Source organism: Marinagarivorans sp. (assembly GCF_982758155.1).
The window spans coordinates 1-20,692 of sequence record NZ_CEXWTU010000014.1 but is presented as its reverse complement, the minus strand read 5'-3'; the positions used below and the strand labels follow the sequence as shown (position 1 = coordinate 20,692).

18 protein-coding genes are annotated in these 20,692 nt (G+C 46.3%); 9 read left to right on the top strand and 9 right to left on the bottom strand.

All coding sequences use genetic code 11. The features are described 5' to 3' along the window. Positions 1 to 361: 361 nt before the first annotated feature. The 4 genes from AC3A8L_RS03270 to AC3A8L_RS03255 form a co-directional block, all read right to left on the bottom strand. Positions 362 to 1,234 carry an alpha/beta hydrolase gene (locus AC3A8L_RS03270; protein WP_487960796.1) on the bottom strand — a complete coding sequence of 291 codons (873 nt, stop codon included), beginning with the start codon at positions 1,232 to 1,234 and terminating at the stop codon, positions 362 to 364. 340 nt (positions 1,235 to 1,574) lie between these two features. Further along, positions 1,575 to 2,924 (bottom strand): Do family serine endopeptidase, encoded by a 1,350-nt coding sequence (locus tag AC3A8L_RS03265; protein ID WP_487960795.1) that lies wholly within the window; start codon positions 2,922 to 2,924, stop codon positions 1,575 to 1,577. 122 nt (positions 2,925 to 3,046) lie between these two features. Next, complete coding sequence (locus AC3A8L_RS03260) at positions 3,047 to 4,864, bottom strand: acyl-CoA dehydrogenase family protein (RefSeq protein ID WP_487960794.1); 1,818 nt, start codon at positions 4,862 to 4,864, stop codon at positions 3,047 to 3,049. A 141-nt stretch (positions 4,865 to 5,005) separates the two neighbouring features. Further along, positions 5,006 to 5,626, bottom strand: coding sequence for a hypothetical protein (locus AC3A8L_RS03255; protein ID WP_487960793.1), 621 nt, complete (start codon positions 5,624 to 5,626; stop codon positions 5,006 to 5,008). Between the two features lie 297 nt (positions 5,627 to 5,923). Between AC3A8L_RS03255 and AC3A8L_RS03250 the strand changes: the two genes are divergently transcribed. The 6 genes from AC3A8L_RS03250 to AC3A8L_RS03225 all read left to right on the top strand — a co-directional run bounded on the left by AC3A8L_RS03250 (position 5,924) and on the right by AC3A8L_RS03225 (position 10,478). Further along, complete coding sequence (locus AC3A8L_RS03250; protein ID WP_487960792.1) at positions 5,924 to 6,649, top strand: YjfI family protein; 726 nt, start codon at positions 5,924 to 5,926, stop codon at positions 6,647 to 6,649. After that, positions 6,646 to 7,278: a hypothetical protein gene (locus AC3A8L_RS03245; RefSeq protein ID WP_487960791.1), complete on the top strand. Its 633-nt coding sequence runs from the start codon at positions 6,646 to 6,648 to the stop codon at positions 7,276 to 7,278. Before AC3A8L_RS03250 ends, AC3A8L_RS03245 begins: the two co-directional genes overlap by 4 nt. Before the next feature lie 125 nt (positions 7,279 to 7,403). Beyond that, positions 7,404 to 7,652 carry a hypothetical protein gene (locus tag AC3A8L_RS03240; RefSeq protein ID WP_487960790.1) on the top strand — a complete coding sequence of 83 codons (249 nt, stop codon included), beginning with the start codon at positions 7,404 to 7,406 and terminating at the stop codon, positions 7,650 to 7,652. Positions 7,653 to 7,660: 8 nt separating this feature from the next. Continuing rightward, entirely contained in the window at positions 7,661 to 8,911 is a 1,251-nt protein-coding gene (gene lysA / locus AC3A8L_RS03235) for a diaminopimelate decarboxylase (RefSeq protein WP_487960789.1), read from the top strand. Between the two features lie 8 nt (positions 8,912 to 8,919). After that, the gene (gene dapF / locus AC3A8L_RS03230) at positions 8,920 to 9,765 is read left to right on the top strand and encodes a diaminopimelate epimerase (protein ID WP_487960788.1); all 846 of its coding nucleotides are present in this window, start codon (positions 8,920 to 8,922) and stop codon (positions 9,763 to 9,765) included. Positions 9,766 to 9,779: 14 nt separating this feature from the next. Beyond that, positions 9,780 to 10,478 carry a DUF484 family protein gene (locus AC3A8L_RS03225; RefSeq protein WP_487960787.1) on the top strand — a complete coding sequence of 233 codons (699 nt, stop codon included), beginning with the start codon at positions 9,780 to 9,782 and terminating at the stop codon, positions 10,476 to 10,478. A 98-nt stretch (positions 10,479 to 10,576) separates the two neighbouring features. On the opposite strand, the gene AC3A8L_RS03220 is transcribed toward AC3A8L_RS03225, so the two are convergent. Then, positions 10,577 to 11,992: a sugar porter family MFS transporter gene (locus AC3A8L_RS03220; protein WP_487960786.1), complete on the bottom strand. Its 1,416-nt coding sequence runs from the start codon at positions 11,990 to 11,992 to the stop codon at positions 10,577 to 10,579. A 953-nt stretch (positions 11,993 to 12,945) separates the two neighbouring features. Here AC3A8L_RS03220 and AC3A8L_RS03215 point away from each other — a divergent pair. The 3 genes from AC3A8L_RS03215 (at position 12,946) to xylA (ending at position 17,078) form a co-directional block, all read left to right on the top strand. After that, on the top strand, positions 12,946 to 13,821 hold the full coding sequence (locus AC3A8L_RS03215) for a cupin domain-containing protein (RefSeq protein WP_487960785.1): 876 nt from the start codon (positions 12,946 to 12,948) through the stop codon (positions 13,819 to 13,821). A gap of 373 nt (positions 13,822 to 14,194) precedes the next feature. Continuing rightward, positions 14,195 to 15,685: a xylulokinase gene (locus AC3A8L_RS03210; protein ID WP_487960784.1), complete on the top strand. Its 1,491-nt coding sequence runs from the start codon at positions 14,195 to 14,197 to the stop codon at positions 15,683 to 15,685. 61 nt (positions 15,686 to 15,746) lie between these two features. Continuing rightward, positions 15,747 to 17,078 carry a xylose isomerase gene (xylA, locus tag AC3A8L_RS03205; protein ID WP_487960783.1) on the top strand — a complete coding sequence of 444 codons (1,332 nt, stop codon included), beginning with the start codon at positions 15,747 to 15,749 and terminating at the stop codon, positions 17,076 to 17,078. Between the two features lie 74 nt (positions 17,079 to 17,152). Here xylA and AC3A8L_RS03200 read toward each other — a convergent pair whose 3' ends face one another. The 4 genes from AC3A8L_RS03200 to AC3A8L_RS03185 all read right to left on the bottom strand — a co-directional run. Further along, positions 17,153 to 17,953, bottom strand: coding sequence for a DUF4380 domain-containing protein (locus tag AC3A8L_RS03200; RefSeq protein WP_487960782.1), 801 nt, complete (start codon positions 17,951 to 17,953; stop codon positions 17,153 to 17,155). Between the two features lie 108 nt (positions 17,954 to 18,061). Then, positions 18,062 to 18,559, bottom strand: coding sequence for a chemotaxis protein CheW (locus AC3A8L_RS03195; protein ID WP_487960781.1), 498 nt, complete (start codon positions 18,557 to 18,559; stop codon positions 18,062 to 18,064). A 51-nt stretch (positions 18,560 to 18,610) separates the two neighbouring features. Beyond that, positions 18,611 to 19,576: a chemotaxis protein CheB gene (locus AC3A8L_RS03190; RefSeq protein WP_487960780.1), complete on the bottom strand. Its 966-nt coding sequence runs from the start codon at positions 19,574 to 19,576 to the stop codon at positions 18,611 to 18,613. A gap of 35 nt (positions 19,577 to 19,611) precedes the next feature. After that, the coding region (locus AC3A8L_RS03185) for a hybrid sensor histidine kinase/response regulator (RefSeq protein WP_487960779.1) at positions 19,612 to 20,692 on the bottom strand (1,081 nt) is incomplete at its 5' end.

The window sequence follows — 20,692 nt, the reverse complement described above, 5'->3', positions numbered from 1 at the left end:
TTAAAGAGTGTCAATAGTACATATGTACGACGAGCTTTATAAACGCTTAACTTTTCGAAAATTAATGACCCATGAAAATAAAAAAAGTAGAGTCCTGCCAAATTAATTTTCGAGAAACAGCGCACACTAAGCGAATTATTAAACTCACCTTTATCGGCAAGATTAATGATTAGGATATCGCGAAAAACAATGAAAATAGAAATAAGGCTAATAAATTAGGAATAACAGGAGACCAGCTAATAGCAAGGGAATAATAAAGGGCGTCGATCAGGTAGAGGGGGAATCAATAGCTATCGCGGATAAGCATTGGGCTGGCGCTATAGAATGCCAACCCAATCAATTTTGTAAATCCCCCCTAAGGCTACACGCCCAAATGCTGTTTAAACCAAGCGATTTGAGCTGCCGCAACTTGCTCCAAATACTCGCCCTCATAAACATCGTAATGAGTAGCATTTGCAATACTCAACAACTGTTTAGGCTCTTTAGCCGCATCGAACAAAGCGTACGACTCTGCCGGTGGATTTACACCATCTTGCTCTGCAACCGTAATATGCAATGGCGCATTGAGGTCGGCAAGGTAGCTTTCGGGCTTATGGTTCAATGTTTCAGCAGTCGTTAAAAACGGAATTTTCGTTTTTAACGCTGGAAAGTCTTCGGCATAGCGGCTGTAAAAAGCCTTAGATTGCTCATCACTTAAAACCTTAGCTATAGGTACCCACATTTCTTTACCACTATCGGCTTTACGCGCCTGCATTTTTTGAAGCGAGCCGAGTAATTTTGCTTTTTCTTCTTCACCAAGCTCACCCGTAATAACACGCTCACCATCGCCAAAGGTTACTTGCACGGCCACGCACTTTACGCGTGCATCTTCTGTAGCAGCAACAATCGCATTAGCGCCACCAAAAGATGTTCCCCATAGTGCTATTTTGCTGGCATCCACAATGGACATCAGTACTGCAAAATCGAGGGTCGCTTTGATATCTTCAATTTGCAACGCTGGCTGCAACCGCCCCTCTTCACCTTCACTTTCACCAAAACCGCGATAATCAAAAGCGATCACAGCAAAACCCGCCTTTTGGAATTGTTCGGCAAAACCGGGCAGCAATAAACCTTTAACGCCACAGAAACCGTGGCACATCACTATAAGGGGGAGTGGTTTTTCAAGGTTTGCCGGCAAATATAAATCTGCAGCAATATTACTGCCTTGAGAAAGATAATTAATCGTTGTTTTCATGAAGCCTCATCGTTTCACATGCGAATGATTGATAAAATTTCTCGAATCCTACCATGCGATGCCAACTGCTTATAGCTTCAACACTCGATGCACCCACTGTTTCAAACAAATGGGTGGCTACATCAGCCTAACGACTCATGTGAATACTGCTCCCAACAAATTAATACCACGGATATAGCCCTGACCTTCGAGAAAGCCTAGGCTTTATGAGGCATTCGCCGTAAGCAAAGACACCGAAATGACCCAAACAAAAAAACCGCTCCAGTTTCCTAGAGCGGTTTTGAGTCACGTTGTTTTGTACCGCCCCGCAAACACAATATGTGGGCGGGGCAAGCTATCGCTACTGGATCACAATGTAAAACGTGCCCATACCGCGCTGCACGTGTAATAGTGCTTGCTTGCTATTTCGCTCTAACGCCGCTTCGAGCTCTTGCATGTTATCGGTGCGAATACGGTTGGCGCCGATAATGACATCCCCTGGACGCAAACCCGAGCGCGCTAGATGACTATCGCGAGCTACTTGAGTAATGATGACACCGTCACCCTCTTTGTTTGGCTCAAGACTAATGCCTTCAAACAATTTATGGACCTTGCCATTACCGGAAATTGTTGAAGGGTCTCCGATTTTCACCTTGAAGACTTTATCATCACCCTCACGGATGACTTTAACTTTTACCGTATCACCAATACGACGAATACCGATTTGATTACGCAACTGGCTCGCACTAAGCGTATCTTTACCGTCCACGGCAATAATCACATCGCCCGGTAACAACCCTGCTTTATCAGCCTCTGAGCCCTCACTGACATTCGTCACTAACACGCCGAGCTGGCCATTTTTTAAATCGAAAGCTTTTTGTAATTCTTGAGTTACGTCTTGAATACCGACACCAATTTGGCCGCGCCGCACTTCACCGTGACTTAGAATTTGCTCTACGCTAACATTGGCCATATTAACAGGAATCGCAAAACCAATCCCCACATTACCGCCACCGGGGGCAATAATGGCAGTATTAATACCGATGAGCTCGCCTCTTAAATTCACCAAGGCCCCTCCTGAATTCCCCGGATTAATAGAGGCATCGGTTTGAATAAAATCTTCGTAACCCTCAATACCCAAGCCTGTTCGACCTAGCGCACTGACAATACCCGTGGTGACTGTTTGCCCCAAGCCAAAAGGGTTTCCAATTGCCACAACAAAATCACCCACACGCATTTTGGCTGAATCTGCTCGCTTCACTTCCACCAACTTTTCAGCATCGATTTTTAACACAGCAATATCAACTTCAGGGTCTGAGCCAATGAGTTCAGCCTTAAAGGAACGCCCGTCGATTAAAGATACATGAATTTCATCCGCGCCCTTAATCACATGATGATTAGTAATCACGGTACCGTTTGCCGCGTCGATAATGACCCCAGAGCCTGCACTGCGCTCGCGACGCTCGGGTTGATTAGGGATGTTAAAAAAACGGCGAAAGGCAGGATCGTTTAATAAAGGGTTATCATTCTCGCGAGAAGTATAGGTTGCGATATTGACGACAGCAGGATTGATTTTTTCGAGCATCGGCGCCAATGTGGGCAAGTTATTACCGTCACTATCGGCCGAAGGCCACAACGCAAATGCACTATTTGATAGGCCACCTAGCGACAAACCAACCGCCAAAATAGCAGACGCAAAGACAAGTTTCATAAATAAGGCTCTCCGTTAATCAGTGGATTCACTCCCGTAAACCCAAGTATCATTACTGAAGTAAAAAGAGCCTTATCTTAAAAAAAAGTTCCTGCAAAAAATTCCATATTTTTAGACTTTATTTAAAAATGGCTTGCAGGCATCCCCATAACATCACTGCTGTTAGAACGAATTTTTTCTGCCAAAAAATCGAACCGAGGAAGCTCGCGATTAAAGAAGTATTGGCACAAGTGGTTTTTGGCCTCCAAAAATTCAGGACTAAAAGCATCACCTGAACCACCACTATCACTTAAAACTTCATCGCCAGCATTCACCATTTGAAGCCATAAGTAAGCATAAGAGACCAGCCCCAAAGCATGTAAAAAATCGACTGCGCTAGCGCCAATTACATCTGCACCTTTTATTGATCGTTGCTCCAGCTCTTCAGCTATAGCCAAAATCACTTCAGTGCAGGCCACCAAGGTTTCACCTTCGCCTCGCCACTTTTCAGACAATTCATTTTGAATAAACACTGTTATTTCATGGCAATAGTCTTTAAGCGCTACCGATTTATTCGCAATGACTTTGCGGCCAAGTAAGTCGAGCGCTTGAATACCGTTAGTGCCCTCGTATATTTGAGTAATTCGAATGTCACGAACATATTGCTCCTGTCCCCACTCACGAATATAACCATGACCACCGAACACTTGCTGCCCCTCGATTGCCGCCGATAAGGCCATGTCGCTCATAAAGGCTTTCGCAACAGGCGTAAGTAAAGCAATGCGACCTTCGGCATTCGATTTAACTTGGGTATCTTGGCTGAATTTTGCAATATCCAAATATTTAGCAACATACAAATAAAAAGCTCGACTAGCCTCATTAAAACTACGCATATGCAATAGCATACGCCGCACGTCGGGATGAACAATAATGGGGTCTGCAGCTTCGTCGGGAAATTTAGCGCCGCTCAAGCTTCGGCTCTGTAAGCGATCTCGTGCGTAGTCGCGCGCGCTTTGATAGCTCGCCTCTGCCGCAGCTACCGCCTGTATACCAACAGTTAGCCGCTCGTAATTCATCATAGTGAACATGGCGGCCAACCCTTTGTGGGGTTCGCCCACCAACCAGCCTTTTGCTCCCTCAAAGTTCATCACACAAGTGGCGGATGCGTTAATACCCATTTTCTTTTCCAAAGCGCCGCAGCTAACCGCGTTGCGCTCACCCAAAGAACCATCATCATTCGGTAAGAATTTCGGCACCAACAACATCGATATTCCCTTTGAACCTGCTGGCGCATCCGGCAGTTTTGCCAACACGAGATGCACGATATTTTCCGCCATATCGTGTTCGCCCCAGGTAATAAATATCTTGGTACCCGTTACCACATAAGCCGGCGCGCCCAATAGCTCCTCCTCTAGCGGTACCGCTTTAGTGCGAATAAGCCCTAGATCGGTACCCGCATGGGGCTCGGTGAGATCCATCGCACCAGCCCATTCACCCGAATACATTTTGGGTAAAAAGCGTTCTTTTAAGTGAGTGCTGCCATGTGCATTAAGAGCCAAGCAGGCGCCAGCCGTTAACATCGGTGCTAAACCAAATGCCATACAGGCGCCTTGTAACATTTCTTCAACACATGCCACCAAGGTTTTGGGCATCCCCATTCCGCCGTATTCAGGGTCTCCACCCAGCGCACCCCAACCACCATCGCAATAAGCGGTATAAGCCTCATTAAAGCCTTTGGGTACAACGACTTTTCCAGCCTCGAGATGCGTCCCTTCCTCATCAGCCTCGCGGTTCATCGGCGCAATAACGTGCTCGCACAGCTTGGCCGCCTCATCCAAGATGGCCTTAGCGGTTTCTGGATCAGCATCATCAATGCCCAGCTGTGGCCATAGCTGGTCAGCTTTAACGATATGCTTTAGTAAGAAAGATAAATCTGTAATCGGTGCCTGGTAATCAGCCATGGTATGCCCTCGCCTCTTGCAGCTATTCAATACAGTCGTTAATAAAGTAACAGTTTAAGTTTACGACACGAATAGCGAATTGGGGCAAAGACTGTGCTGAAGACTGTCCCGGTGCAAAGATGAGAGCAAAATATAAGAGGATTATAGTGTGTAGGTGACAGCGCCAGATTGCGTATGGAAATCGATGTGTACTGGGGGCAGTTGCCTATAGTGATAAGAGAAACGGCATTGTTGACCACGAGGCGCGCTAGACCAAGAGCGAGGGCTATCACCTAACGGCTTTGGCAGTGAGACCAGCTCGCTCCATAGATGCTCGCAATCTGCCTGACTCGCTTCGGGGTTCAAGTCTATTCCCATGGGAATTCCTTGCGACGAGAACACTAGGCCAGATTTCAAATTGCGACCCTGATTAACCGCCCATTTAGCTTGCTGCAAAACAACCGCACCGTGTATTGCCGAAGCTGTAACTTGTGCGTGAGATTGCAGTGCAAGCTGCTCAGCTTCCTCGTTGTGGTTAAGAGCTACGGCAGTCACGGTGCCCAACACACTCACGCCCGCCAACACTTCAACTAACGCAGCGCCAGCTTGAGCGCGCCTACATTGGAACCTCAAAGACGCTGTGTCGCCTACCGATGCCCGGCGCAGTAAGGCCCTTGCGCAAAAGCGAAGTAGGACGTTGTGGTAAAAGCGTTGTAACAAACTAAGGCGCATAGTGTTTTGACATTTAATGATTGGCGGCTCCATTGCCGGCGTACTTTTCATTCAACAACCCAACAAACCGCTATGGTTAGCACAGCTTGAATAGCTGAACTGCTGAGCGGTTCAGATTGTATTAAGGACTAAAAGCAGATTCTGTGCGTCAATTATCAGTGATTCAAAATGTTATAAGTCACCTGTCGGATATATAAGTCAGTTAATTGACTAGCCATAATTCAAGACTACAAGACCGCTGAGGCATGCAATCCTTGCTCAAGTCGATATAATGAGCGATATTTACATGTAATTGGTGCTCGTTGAATTTCGCGCCACCTTCGACTCTCGATAAAACAGCTAAGCCCTATGCCTACAAAAAAAGCACTCGACACCCAGCCAAACGCTAAGGCTAGCAAGGCGCCCAAATCGTCAGCTCATTATCAGCGTGAGTTTCGCAAGCGTTTGCGCGAGCAAGGTTTAGTTAAAAAAGAAGCTTGGATTATTCCAGAAAACGGAAAGCTGTTATCGCTGGTCGAAAAAGAGCTTCGCCTGCACATCGAGCCCCCTACGCTCGGCAGTGCCTGCCAACTGGTGGGCGACGCTATGCTATCGCACAACCCACCAAGCTGGACCATTGATAAGCTCTACGAAGCACTACTCACCACCGATTTAGCCACCGATGAGTCAGCCACTTTTACGGTTCTAAACGAAGGTAATACGCTGGAAATCATCCTGCATGAGCTGGGTGACCTCCCACTATTACTGACCATTGCAGGCCAGCAGATGCTAGTCGAGGCCGTACTGTGGGATGTTAACGATGTTAACGACGCCGCCGCTTTTGATGCCGCCATATTGCGCACACACAAATATTTTCCCTTATCGACTGTCGGCGTAGAAACCTTCTCGGACGGCAACGACTACTACACCGTGTTTGGCGCCCTTTCGACGAGTTCGCTACTGGCGAATATTGTCCTTGAAATTGAAACTTTAGGTGTCAATGTGATCCAAGCTGCTAATGCTTATAGCCATTTTTTAAACGACAACGTTAAGAAAGATGGCTTTTTAACTGAAGATGCCGAGTCCACACTATGAATACTTGGAGTACCGTAATTGCCCAGCTAGCCAGCACCCCTGGCGGCGCAGAAGCACAAGCTAACGCACAAGCCAAAGCGCAAGACTTGGTTCGCAGTGAATACTGCACGGTTAAACAGCAGTTTGATCAAAGTGAAAAACAGCTTAAAACACTGGAAAACGACTACGTTACAGCCAAAGCCGCACTGAACGAGCTAGAGCAACAAACGCAACAAATTGAATCGCATGCTCAAACAGCGCTTGTTCAAGAAGAAGCGCAAAAAGCACTAACGTTAGCCACCGAAATTGCCAAGCTTAACCTCAATGTGTTCAATAACCGCCAACAAGTATTCCTTATTGAAAGCTCGTTAAACGCCTTAAAAGGCACGCTGAGCCATGATCGTTACAACCTCTTTCGACTAGAGCAGCAGTTGGACACGCTCAATGCAACAAGTCAGCTGCAGCAAGCACAGTCTCAACTCGCACAAAATAAAGGCATTCGAACCGCCCTACACTCCATTGCCACGCTAAATGCTCGCGTTAGTCAGCCCACAAAAACAACGACGCGCCCCCCAACCCAAAAGACTGACAATACCGAACAACCCGAGTCCGCCGAGCAAGTCATTCAACGTTTACGCGCTATAAAATAAACCGTTCTGGATCGACAGATACAGCAACGCCGCGTAGATACTGTGATCTAGCACTGCGGCTATTGTTCCCCTAGCCTCCCCCCCGTATACTCCAGCGTTTACTTAAAATGATCTGGAGTTGGGCTATGCGTGCTTTACGGCCAACGGTTAGCGCATGCATTAAAGGCGCGCTATGCGCTACATTACAACTAAGCTATAACACACCACGTATCGGCTATACCGCGCTTGGCTTCGTGCTAGCTTTATCGCTTTACGGTTGCGGCCACAAAGGGCCTCTTATTGCTCCCGAGCGCACTGAAGTGAATTCGCTCAAAACCGAAGACACCCAAGCTCAGCCCAATACGCTACAACTCCCAGAGACTCACTCTCATTAGGTTTTTATATGCCATTATCACTACAAAATAACAGCTTGTATTTAGAACAAGCGAGCCTTGAAGCCATTGCCAATCAATTTGGTACGCCCGCCTATGTTTATAGCCGCGCCGCTTTAACGCAGGCCTATCAAGACTACGCCAACGCCTTAGGTGACTGGCCAGGCACTATTTGTTATGCCGTAAAAGCCAACTCGAACATTGGTGTTTTAAACGTACTGGCACGCTTAGGTGCCGGCTTTGATATTGTTTCTGTCGGCGAGCTTGAGCGCGTACTGCGTGCTGGCGGAGAACCTTCGAAAATGGTTTTTTCCGGCGTTGGAAAAACAGCCAGCGAAATGGCGCGCGCACTTGAAGTCGGCGTTGGCTGCTTTAATGTCGAATCTGCCAATGAACTAGAGACCCTCTCACAAGTTGCGGGCTCACAAAATAAAGTCGCCTCTATTTCGATTCGCGTGAATCCAGACGTAGACGCCAAGACCCACCCTTACATATCCACAGGCCTCAAAGAAAATAAATTTGGTATCGACATTAATGATGCCGTGGAAGTTTACCAACGCGCATCCAGCCTACCGGGCTTACGCATTATGGGGGTCGACTGCCATATTGGATCCCAACTCACTGAGACCCAGCCATTCCTAGATGCTTTAGACCGCGTATTGCAATTAGTCGATAAGCTCGCCGACAACGGCATTACAATCCATCACCTCGATTTAGGTGGCGGCCTTGGCGTAACCTACGACCAAGAAGTACCGCCAGCCGTTAGTGATTACATTGGCGCAATTAAAGCCAAGTTGGGCGACCGCAAAATAACATTAATGTTTGAACCCGGCCGTTCAATTGCCGCTAACGCTGGCGTATTACTGACCCGAGTTGAATACCTTAAGCCTACAGAACACAAAAATTTTGCGATTGTCGATGCCGCAATGAACGACTTAATACGCCCTGCACTGTATCAAGCATGGCAGGGAATCGTGCCGGTCAATCCACGTGATACTGCTGGCCAATTATGGGATATCGTGGGCCCCGTGTGCGAAACCGGTGACTTCCTAGGCAAAGACCGAGAGCTAGCGTTAGAGCAAGGTGATTTACTCGCCATTAAATCATCCGGAGCATATGGCTTCACCATGAGCTCCAACTACAATTCACGCCCGCGCGCCTGCGAACTCATGGTTGATGGCGATAAAATTCACGTCATTCGTAAGCGTGAAAGTATTGATGATCTCATCGCCCTTGAAGCCATACTCCCTGCAGCAGAATAAGAGGCACTATGAAAATTCGCTTCACCAAAATGCACGGCTTGGGCAATGACTTTGTCATGATCGATGCGATTAGCCAACAAGTTAACATTACGCCAGATCGAGCGTGCAAAATCGCCGATCGCAATTTTGGTGTGGGCTGCGATCAAATACTCATTATCGAAGCGCCGACTCGGCCCGACGCCGACTTCAAATATCGCATATTTAATGCCGATGGCTCAGAAGTTGAAAACTGTGGCAATGGCGCTCGCTGTTTTGCCGTGTTTGTTCGGCTACGCAAGCTAACCGGCAAACACATTATTCGCGCCGAAACAGCAACCGGCATACTCATATTAAACGTTATCGATAAATACAACGTCGCCGTGGATATGGGCATACCGGAACTAGCCCCAGCCAATATTCCCTTTGTGGCTAACACAGAGTCCAGTACCTACGCTCTTCCTCTAGACGATAATGCAACCGGGCTCACAAGCCTTAGCATTGGCGCCGTATCAATGGGGAATCCTCACGCCGTTACCGTTGTTGATGATACCAGGACATTCCCGGTAGATATTATAGGGCCGCTTGTGGAGTCGCATACGCAGTTTCCTAATCGGGTGAATGCCGGTTTTATGAGTATTGTTAGCCGCAGCGAAATAAATTTACGTGTTTACGAGCGCGGCTCAGGTGAAACACTCGCTTGCGGAACAGGCGCTTGTGCCGCCGTGGTTGCAGGAAGGCTGCAATCCCTTCTGGAAGAAACGGTATCAGTCAATCTTCCCGGCGGACAACTCAGCATCACTTGGCCTGGACCCGGTCACTCTGTGATGATGACAGGACCAACAGCTACTGTATTTCATGGACAAGTGCGTATTTAATAAAGGGGATAACCGTGAGCGACAAAGATAATAACAATTTAACAGCTCCAGAAACCACACCCGAACTTAGCGACGACAGTGTTGCCTCTTATTTAGCGGCACACCCTGAATTCTTTGAAAGAAACATCGAACTTTTGCTGAGCCTGAGACTGTCGCACCCCTCAGGCAACGCCATCTCACTCATTGAGAAACAAGTACATACCTACCGAGAACGCAATAGCAACATTCGCGAGAAGCTCAATGTTCTGCTTGCCAATGCCCGTGAGAATGATCGCTTATTTGAACTCAGCCAACGCCTCACGCTTTCACTTATCGAGTGCTCGGAACTCGGTGATATTTTTGATGCACTGAGCTATAGCCTCGACCAAGAATTCAAAGTGAAGCACGCCGCTATCTGGGTATTGGACAAACGCTTAAATTCAGCAACAACTCACTTCTGGGCCGAAAACAGCTTTCACCCCACGCTGAATGATCGACTAAAGAGCAGTAAAACCGCGTTTAGCGGCATTAGCCAAGCCGAAATTAATGCCCTCTTTGAGCATCAACAAGATGTGGGTTCAGCTGCCATGAGCATTGTTCGCCATGGTAGTCGACCGATTGCCATTATTGCCGTCGGCCACGAAGATGCCGAACGCTATCAATCCAATGGCGGCACGTTATTCTTACGACATTTAAGTGAATTATTAAGTCGAGTCTTAGGCCGTTTTTTATAAGACGCAAACATACCTAGAAAAATGCCCTAAAGTCTTCAGCAATAAAAAAGGCGAGCTTATTAAGCTCGCCTTTTTTATTGCTGGGTATTTCAGAAGCTCTAACCCTGCATATCTTCCAACTCTACGCCTTTGGTTTCGTGCACATACTTCAAAATAAACGCAATCGAAATGAACGCACAAAGCGCATAAAAACCATACGCCCCCGCAAGCCCAACACCCGCCAATAAGACTGGGAAAGTCATCGTTATTGCAAAATTTGACCCCCACTGAAATAGACCGGCAACCGCTAAGCCAGAACCACGAATTTGATTAGGGAACATTTCCCCTAACATCACCCACATCACAGGCCCCCAAGACAAGTTAAAGAAGATCACATACAGGTTGGCACTGATTAAGGCTAAGGTACCCATTGAATCACTCAAAGCCAACTGACCACCATCATCAAAGGATGCCGTAGCGAACGCAATAGTACATAAAGTTAGAGTCACAGCCATGCCGGCAGAACCAATCCACAAAAGTGGTTTTCGGCCGATTTTATCAACTAATAAAAGAGCTGCCACACACGCCCCTATGCTTAATGCGCCAGAAACCACATTAATTAAGAGTGCATCATTCTCTGAAAAACCAACCGACTGCCAAAGTACCGCGCCATAATAGAAAACGACATTAATACCAACCAACTGCTGAAAAGTCGCCAAACCAATACCAATCCAAACCAAACGACGTAGGCGCCCTGTTTTAGCATCGATCAAATCTTTAAATGATGGACGGTGATGATCCCCCGCTAAAGACTGGTCAATTTCGGCATACTTAATTTCACCCTCACGATCACCGTATAATTTTTTAAGGACTTTCATCGCCTTATCTTTTTGCTGGCGACTCACCAAAAAGCGTGGACTTTCAGGAATCAACATTAAAGCACCTAAAAATACAGCCGCAGGAAAAAGCTCAATCCAGAACATCCAACGCCAAGTATCAAACCCGAACCACAAAGGACTTAACGCTGAGCCAGAGATATCCGCTAATAAATAATTACTTAAAAAGGCAGCAGTTAAACCCGAGATAATGGCAACCTGCTGAATCGTTGCTAGGCGACCTCTGTAAGCCGCTGGAGCCACCTCACTAATATAGGCTGGCGCCATAACACTAGCGGCCCCAACAGCCAAGCCACCCAGCACCCGGTAAACAATAAATTCAACGGAGCCGCCTGCAACACCAGACCCCCAAGCCGAGACCATGAAGAATATAGCGGCCAATATCAACATCGTGCGGCGACCATAAAAATCGGCCAATCGGCCAGCTAAAGCAGCCCCCACGGCACAACCCAGCAGCATAGATGCCACATTAAAACCCGTACCCATAGAGTCTGAATTAAACGCAGTCCTTAATCCATCGACAGTGCCATTAATTACACCACTATCAAAACCAAATAGAAAACCCCCGATTGTGGCAATACAACTGATTAATATAATAAAAGGAAAGTTGGCATCGCTTTTAGAATTGTTATTATCCATACAATTTTTTTGCTCTGTTTTGTCGTTATTATTAAGGAGCATTGCTCACTATTGCAGTATGTCATCGTCAAAGCAGACATCCATAGGCACATGTTGTTATGACTATAAATGCTGTGATTCAACCGTACAAATATTACGCAAGTGTGCTTCTCTCCACCGAAATGTGCCTATCATGACAGACAAATTATTCACCTGCCGTATATTCCACAATGGAATAATGATTAGGCCGTCTCAAAAGCGGCGCTAACACAGCCTATTTATAGGTAAATGGCCCGATAGATAATACAGACCATTACATTTAAGACCTACCAGCTTAAACAGGCAGTCATTTTTTTCGCAACCACTGCCCGGTATCCAGCGCCCTCATCTCTTCACTCTTCACTCGATAAAAATAGTACTTACCATCACTCTCAAAAAACTGGCAAATACTAAAATATCAACTATAGGCTAGCCTGAATGGCCCTTCGGCAGACGCAAAGCCCAAGACACATCATCCCCCCCAAAGGCATATTACTTTCTACATTATGCAAAGGAAAAATATTCTAAGCCCCGTGATTGATTCAAAACAGCTTTCCGACCGTTTTACCGGGTAATTTTTGCGCTTAATTCAGAGAGCGCCCAGCCGCAAAAAAATAACAAATGAAAGCAATTTCACCTTTGGCATCTCGATTAAAATGCGTCAAATGACAGAATTCAAAGGTAACTGCCATTACAAGAGACGCAAGCTACCTATTTTTAAATATGAGCGATAATATTTATTTAACACTCAACCAACCCTTTTTTATCCGCAAGGAGTGCAATATGCAAAGACCCTCTAAAAGATAAGAATTAGTCAGTTTTACTATTAGCGATGAGTTAACATTTAAGCTATGCAAAGTGATAAGTCGCTTGAACATGGGACGCTATTTGAGCATATAATAAATACTATTAATTAGACTAAACTGAATAAAATTATGGGAAAACCATCGTTCGAAAATGTTGTACTAAACGAGCAAGAATCAATTAGGGTTCTCCAATTTTCATGCCCTGCGTTTCAGTCCAACCACACATGGCACTTTCATCCGCAATACGAACTTTCACTCATATTAAAGGGTCGAGGAAAACAGTTTGTTGGCGACCACATTGAAAGCTTTTACCCCGGTAACTTAGTGCTTGTGGGGCCCAACATTCCACATTGCTGGATCAGTGATGATGAGGCTGTAAACAACGAAATGCTTGTGGTTCAGTTCGACCCTTTGTTTTTAGGTGAGAGCTTTTACAACATCCCTGAAGCACAAGCGATTCATTCACTGTTTAAGTCCTCGAGTAAAGCCGTTAAATTCACGAATTACACCCAAGATATTCGCGACCAACTCGAAGCAGTATGTGCTAGCCAAGGCATGACACGTATAGCCCAGCTATTAATTCTGTGTGAAAAGCTAACGCAATGCGAGCAACGGCTACTAATCAGTAGCGATTACCAAGTCGATAAATCTGTTAAGGGTGTCGACAGGCTGACCAACGCGATAAATCACGTTAAGAATCATTTTCACGAAGAAATTCGGCAACCCGATGTCGCCAAGCTCGTCAACATGGCACCACAAAGTTTCTCTCGCTTTTTTCGCACACAAACTGGGCGCACATTCGTTTCATTTGTTAACGAAGTTCGCATTGCTGAAGCTTGCCACCTACTCAGCTCATCCGATAAAGATATTCTTGATATAGCACTAACATGCGGCTACGGAAACATTTCACACTTTAACCGAAAATTTCTAGAGAAAAAGCAACTGACGCCAAGCCAGTACCGTGAAAATCAGCGCCTAAAATCGTCACCGACACAGCATTTTTAACAAAAAAATGCCCAAATAGTGTCAATAACTACCCACAATAGAGCGCTACATGGGCATACAAAAATATTTAAAAATTTATCACTGTAAAAAGGCAATAACATTCGCACAAGTCATTGATAGTTAATAGCTTCCTGACTATAAGAAACCTGAAAGGGGCGGTTAAAAAAGCATGGCATTCCGGCGAAAAAGGTTGTAACCACAGAGTGGTCGTTTCCACTAACCTCTCTGGCTAGCATCAACCCTTTGCTGTCAGTTTATTTTTTGGATGTTTTATTAAGCCGATCGGGTATTCAACTCCGCTTTTTGAATTTCGCCAGTTTTACTCGACGCTCTCGGTTATCAATATCAAAAACAACAAAGGCTTGCTGTATAAATGTATTTTCTCGGTATCGATATAGGTAGTTCCTCCGCTAAAGTCTCCGTTTTTAATGGCGACTCCGGCCGCACGGTTGCGGCAACACACTTCCCTAAACTAGAAATGGAAATCAGTAGCCCCAAGGCGGGCTGGGCCGAGCAGTCCCCTGAGCTTTGGTGGCAGCACACACAAAGTGCATGTCAGGAGCTATTCTCAAGAGACGACATAGACCCTAGCCAAATTAGTGCAATTGGTATCACCTATCAAATGCACGGTTTAGTTTGTGTTGATAAAAATCAAAACATTTTACGCCCAGCCATCATCTGGTGTGATAGCCGCGCAATTACTTTAGGGCAAGAAGGCTTAGAGCAACTCGGTGAAGATTACTGTTTCGAGCAGTTGTTAAACTCGCCAGGAAACTTCACCGCTGCCAAGCTTCGCTGGGTTCAACTCAATCAACCTGAAATCTTTGAAAACATTCATAAGATAATGCTTCCCGGCGACTATATTGCCATGAAGCTAAGCGGCGAGATCACCACAACCGCCACGGGGCTTTCCGAAGGTATGCTTTGGAATCACACTGAACAGCAACCCGAAAAAAATCTATTGCAAAAATGGGGGATGGACAGCGCATTAATCCCCGAGGTTGTTCCTGCGATAGGCCTGCAAGCTACGGTTTCGGCTAGCGCGGCAGAAGAACTCGGGATACCAGTAAACACCCCTATTTGCTACAGGTGTGGCGACCAACCGAATAATGCTTTTAGTCTTAACGTACTCAATCCTGGAGAGGTAGCAGCTACCGCAGGTACATCAGGTGTCATCTATAGCGTAACAGACCAAGCTATTGGCGATCGCCAACACCGCGTTAACACCTTTCAACATGTGACCCACACAGCCGCCTCTCCACGCAATGGTATCCTAGCCTGTGTCAATGGTGCTGGGCGCTCACTTAGCTGGCTGCGAGAATTATTGAGTGCTTCAGGTGAAAGCCTTAGCTATGAAAAGCTAAACCATATCGCTTCTCCCATTGCCATAGGAAGCGAAGGCGTCAACTTCATGCCTTTTGGTAATGGTGCAGAGCGTATTTTCAACAATAAAATTCTTGGTGGAGGCCTTGTTAATCTCGACTTCAACCGGCACTCACTCGGCCACGTAGTTCGAGCCACTCAAGAAGGCATCGCTTTTGCGTTAAAAGCGGGCTTTGAAGTTATTGAAGGTTTAGGCGGAGCCAGCAAAGTGATTCGTGCACCTTCGAGTAGCCTTTTCTTAAGTCCTATTTTTCAGCATGCATTTTGTAACACTACGCAATGCAGCCTAGAGTTATTAACAACCGATAGCGCCGAAGGGGCAGCACGAGGCGCCGCACTAGGACATGGATTTTTCCGCAATGAAGCAGAAACATTCCGAACTATCGAACGGGCGAAAATTTTAGAACCAGAAAAAGATGCGATGGAACAATACTCGGAAGCTTATACCCGTTGGCAGAGTCAGTTAAACCCAACGCATTAACCCTATTACACACCCATTATTCATAACACAGTGAAAGCTGTTTTTTTACAAGGTAAACACTATGAGCGTACTCATCGGAGATACTGAATACTTCAAAGGAATTAACAAAATTCAATTTGAAGGTCCCGATTCAGACAACCCATTAGCCTTTAAATACTACGATGAAAACCGCATCGTAGGCGGCAAAAGCATGAAAGAGTTTTTGCGTTTTTCCAGCTGTTACTGGCACACATTTTGTGGCACCGGTGGCGATCCCTTTGGCCCAGGAACCCAACAACGCGCTTGGCTTCAAGGCCCTGACGCCAATACTCGTGCACGCCTTAAAATGGATGCTGCTTTCGAGTTTTTCACTAAAATTGGTACACCCTATTACTGCTTTCACGATATTGATCTCGTGGAAGAAGGCAGCAGCCGAGCTGAAACCCGCGAGCGCGTAGTGACTATCACTGAATACGCCAAAGAAAAAATGGCGGCTTCAGGCATGAAATTGCTTTGGGGCACGGCTAACTTATTTTCAAACCCACGCTACATGAATGGCGCATCAACCAACCCTGCGTTTGATGTTTTGGCTTACGCGGGCTCGCAACTAAAAGATGCGATCGACGCGACCATTGCACTCGATGGCGAAAACTATGTATTTTGGGGTGGCCGTGAAGGCTACATGAGCCTGCTAAATACAGACATGAAACGCGAACAAGATCACATGGCTCGCTTCTTAACAATGGCTCGTGATTACGCGCGCTCACAAGGCTTCAAAGGAACTTTCTTCATTGAGCCTAAGCCAATGGAGCCTTCAAAGCATCAGTATGATTTCGACTCAGCTACTGTTATTGGCTTCTTGCGCCAGCACGGCCTTGATAATGATTTCAAACTGAACATTGAAACTAACCACGCCACACTGGCTCAGCACAGCATGGACCATGAACTCCAAGTTGCCGCCGACGCAGGTATGCTAGGCAGCATAGATGCTAACCGTGGTGACTACCAAAATGCATGGGATACCGACCAATTCCCTTACAACATCAATGAAACCGTTGAATTGATGTTAGTCATTTTACGTGCAGGAGGCCTTCAAGGCGGCGGCATTAATTTTGATGCTAAAGCACGACGTAACTCAACAGATTCTGCTGATTTATTCTACGGTCACATCGGTGGCATGGATATTATGGCTAGAGCACTCCTTATTGCTGACAAGTTATTACAAGAGTCGCCTCTTGAGTCACTTCGCAGCGAGCGTTATGCCACTTTCGATAAAGGTGACGGCGCGGCTTTCGAGCGCGGTGATTTAAACTTAGAAGCATTGGCTAAACTAGGTGATACATTCGGCGAGCCCAAGCAAGCAAGCGGACAGCAAGAACTTTACGAAAACACAATTAATCGCTATATCCGATAATCGCGATTAAAAGCAAGATACAAAAAAAGGGGGGCTGTTATAGCCCCCCTTTTTTTGTATCTCAATATAATGAACTACAAGCTTTCAGCTAGCGCCAATAACGCTGAGCTACCAATACTTGCGGTTAAGTCCTTAGGAAGCTCAGATAATTCCCAACCCACCACCCAAGAGACCGTTTCACCGGGAGCAATTTCACCGTATCGACCTTGCTGTTCTATTTCAATATAAGGGTTTTTAGGGTCTCCGTGTGCATACACCTCGACTTCAGCTTCTTGAGACGCAATATCACCCTCAACAATCCGGGGAAAGGTCTTCTTTAGCAACAAGCCATTATTAACATTCGCTAGCCAACCATCGCTGTTATTCGCAAACAGTTTTAAATTGTTATCAAACCCAGCTGGCTTATATTCGTACCAAAAGCTATTCCCCAGCGCGACCGCAGGTAAAGAAGAAATCACCAATGGTGCCGTAGTGGCCTTGTAAAAAGTGAGGCCGCCATCCACCCGGGTAATTTCCCAGGGCGCGAATTCAAGGCTTTTAGTACCGGGGTTATGCATCCGATACTCAACACTAAAACCCTTATCGGCATGGCGAATAACTTTACTCAAAACCAAACCTGTCGCTGGGCAAACTTGGCTTGTTAGCACCCAACCATTTTCGACGGCGCTCGCTTCATAAGGCTGACTATCGAGTACAGGAGGTGGCGGCCAGCCCCAAGAATGCTGTGGACTCGGCCAAAAAGTAGAACCTATTTGAGGACCCTTGATCGTCAACGCATTTTTCCCCTTAAAGGAAAATTCGATAATACGTGCACCATTATCGGCATCAACCACCATTAAATAAGGCCCATGCTCTAAGGTAATTAAAGGACCCACACTAACCTCTCCCGCGTATGCGACCTGCGCACAACAAAATACATAAACACACAATATATACCGTATTAATAATAACTTAGACACTACAATTTCAATCGCATTACAGAATTAAAGCAACCTATCTTTATAGGACAAATAAGCATCTTCCAATGCACCTAAATTAGGGATAATCATTTCTTCATCTTCAAACTTTACACAAAGTACTTCAAAAGCACCCAGGCTAACATTACCTTGGCTATCCTCCATATCTTCAGGCAAGACCATGACTTCCCTTGGAATCCCTTGTGTCGGAATCGCAAGAAATCCAACTTCAGAATTTTCTCCAGTATTATTAAATAACGCAATTCGACCGTTCGGGTTAATACCGCCACCCTGCTCCCGCGTTAACTTCTCAAAGCTGATTAACGGAACTCGCCGATTACGCCAACTATAATGCCCCAAAAACCAATCTGGACCACTGTTGTCAGGAAAAATTGGGGCCACAGGGGCAATTTCCGCAATACTGATACTGGGTACTAATAACGCCCCCCCCTGTATCGGCAGAACAAAACACGCCATACCTTCTTCGGGCGTCGTAGCATCTTGTGTACTGTCTTGATCTTGCATTTGAATTACCTTTTATGTGTTTTCACAAAATACACCTCAGTCAAGCTCTCCTTAGTCATTAAATAACGTCGGAATCACAGAGCCCTTTGTTTGCAGCGCTTTAAAATGCGCAACGAGCTTTTGCGCCAATTGTGCCGGCGCGCCATCCACTGAAACATCCACTAAAGCCTGCACGCTCACTGGCATAGAGTCTACCGCGCATGAATTGGCACTTTGAACCCAAACTTTACCACCACGATAATGCAATAATTTACTACTGCGAGCGCCGTCGTCTCCCATACCGGTAAAGATAATAGCGCCGCCACGTTGCGCAAAAACACGTGCAACTTTTGCGATCACTTGGTCGATTGAAGGCGAATAGTCTCCCTTCCAAGGCTGGTCCAATGGAGTAATGACACCACTATCCAATAAATCGATTTGCGTATTAGGCGGAATTAAATAGACTGTTTTTTCACGGATTACACAAGGCGCGTCCAAAGCTCGAACGCAAAATGCCGAGTGCTTTTCAACAACTTGCTTAAGCGTTTCCATAGTACCGCTATCAATGTGCTGAACATAAAGGAAGGCAACCTCCGCCAACGACGCGGGTATCTCATCTAAAAATTCAGCAATCGCTTTTGGGCCACCCGTGGATGCCGCTAAAACCCAAACATACTTGGCTCGGGATCGGGTTTCAGATGAGATATCGCGGATATGACCATGCGCTAGCAGTTGTAATTTATTGGCTAAACGCTTTGCTCTTTTTACACGTAACTCTGCCGGCGTCAGTGCAGCTAACTCATCATCACCTTCAATCAGAAGACCTTCGTCTTCGTAAATAATCGGGGTATCTGTCGAGTCCAAAGACTCTAATAACAGGCGAGCGGTATCGCATTGGTTAGACGTCGCCAACCAAACATCTGCCTCAGGCAAACTATTTGGTAGTAATTGCGATGCGTCCAATGAAACGCTGGCACGGTGTCCAGCGGTTTGAATCAAGCGAACAAACTCACCGACCTGTGCCGATGAGTTTGCCAATACGCCAACCTTCAGGCATGGGCCTCCCATTTAATTTAGGCCTCTAACAACTCGTTGATGCTCTCCAATAGCAATTCTTCTTGGTAAGGCTTACCAAGATAATGATTTACCCCAATACTCAGTGCATGCTCACGATGCTTATCACCAGTACGGGAGGTGATCATTACAATCGGTATATGTGCCCACTCTTCAGATGTACGCATATTTTTAGCTACTTCAAAGCCATCCATACGCGGCATTTCAATGTCTAGCAGCATCACATCGGGCGTACGCGTTTGTAGTACTTGCAGGGCGTCTAGACCATCTTTCGCGGTAATAACATTAAAGCCTTCACGCTCAAGGAACCGAGTCGTAACCTTACGAACGGTAACCGAATCATCGACTACCATAACTGTTTTAGTCACTCGCTCGGCCTCTAGCGCCGGTACATTTGTTGGGGCAGCCAGGCCGATAGTCGCAACAGCGCGACGTACCAAAGCATGGGGATCGAGAATAACGACAACGCTACCATCACCCATAACGGTAGCCCCAGATAGGCCCTGTACTGCCGCAAATTGCGTACCTAAACTTTTCACAACGATCTCGCGGCTGCCCATTAGGCCATCAACCTGAAGCGCCATCGTATGTTGCGCAGAGCGTACCAAGATAACAGGTAAAGGCATAACCTGCCCTTCTAAGCGAGGCTGCATTTCTTCATACAACATACCGCCTAGGTATCGCACCTCATAGCTCTCGCCGGCGTATTCAAATCGTGCATCCTCTTGACTATAGTAATGTTCCAACTCAAAAGGACTAACCCGCACAATACCTTCAATGGTGTTCAACGGGATTGCATAGGTTTCTTTACCCAAGTTCACCATCAACGCACGGTTAACCGACACTGTAAATGGTAGGCGTACCGTGAACTGCGTTCCGACTCCAGGCTTAGACTCAATGGTCATAGAGCCGCCGAGCTGCTTGATTTCTGCAGCAACAACATCCATACCCACACCGCGACCAGAAATCTGAGTTACATTATCGGCGGTACTAAAACCAGCCTGCAAAATGAATTGCATGATGTCATGGTCGCTTAATTCAGCATCCGGAGCCATCAGACCTCTTTCTATCGCTTTTTGC

Bases quoted from the DNA above. Each gene is read 5' to 3' on its own strand.
- xylA (WP_487960783.1), top strand. From the start codon at position 15,747: ATGAGCGTACTCATCGGAGATACTGAATACTTCAAAGGAATTAACAAA.
- AC3A8L_RS03195 (WP_487960781.1), bottom strand. From the start codon at position 18,559: ATGCAAGATCAAGACAGTACACAAGATGCTACGACGCCCGAAGAAGGT.
- AC3A8L_RS03220 (WP_487960786.1), bottom strand. From the start codon at position 11,992: ATGGATAATAACAATTCTAAAAGCGATGCCAACTTTCCTTTTATTATA.
- AC3A8L_RS03260 (WP_487960794.1), bottom strand. From the start codon at position 4,864: ATGGCTGATTACCAGGCACCGATTACAGATTTATCTTTCTTACTAAAG.
- AC3A8L_RS03210 (WP_487960784.1), top strand. From the start codon at position 14,195: ATGTATTTTCTCGGTATCGATATAGGTAGTTCCTCCGCTAAAGTCTCC.
- AC3A8L_RS03215 (WP_487960785.1), top strand. From the start codon at position 12,946: ATGGGAAAACCATCGTTCGAAAATGTTGTACTAAACGAGCAAGAATCA.
- AC3A8L_RS03265 (WP_487960795.1), bottom strand. From the start codon at position 2,924: ATGAAACTTGTCTTTGCGTCTGCTATTTTGGCGGTTGGTTTGTCGCTA.
- AC3A8L_RS03270 (WP_487960796.1), bottom strand. From the start codon at position 1,234: ATGAAAACAACGATTAATTATCTTTCTCAAGGCAGTAATATTGCTGCA.
- AC3A8L_RS03245 (WP_487960791.1), top strand. From the start codon at position 6,646: ATGAATACTTGGAGTACCGTAATTGCCCAGCTAGCCAGCACCCCTGGC.
- AC3A8L_RS03255 (WP_487960793.1), bottom strand. From the start codon at position 5,626: ATGAAAAGTACGCCGGCAATGGAGCCGCCAATCATTAAATGTCAAAAC.
- dapF (WP_487960788.1), top strand. From the start codon at position 8,920: ATGAAAATTCGCTTCACCAAAATGCACGGCTTGGGCAATGACTTTGTC.
- AC3A8L_RS03250 (WP_487960792.1), top strand. From the start codon at position 5,924: ATGCCTACAAAAAAAGCACTCGACACCCAGCCAAACGCTAAGGCTAGC.
- AC3A8L_RS03240 (WP_487960790.1), top strand. From the start codon at position 7,404: ATGCGTGCTTTACGGCCAACGGTTAGCGCATGCATTAAAGGCGCGCTA.
- lysA (WP_487960789.1), top strand. From the start codon at position 7,661: ATGCCATTATCACTACAAAATAACAGCTTGTATTTAGAACAAGCGAGC.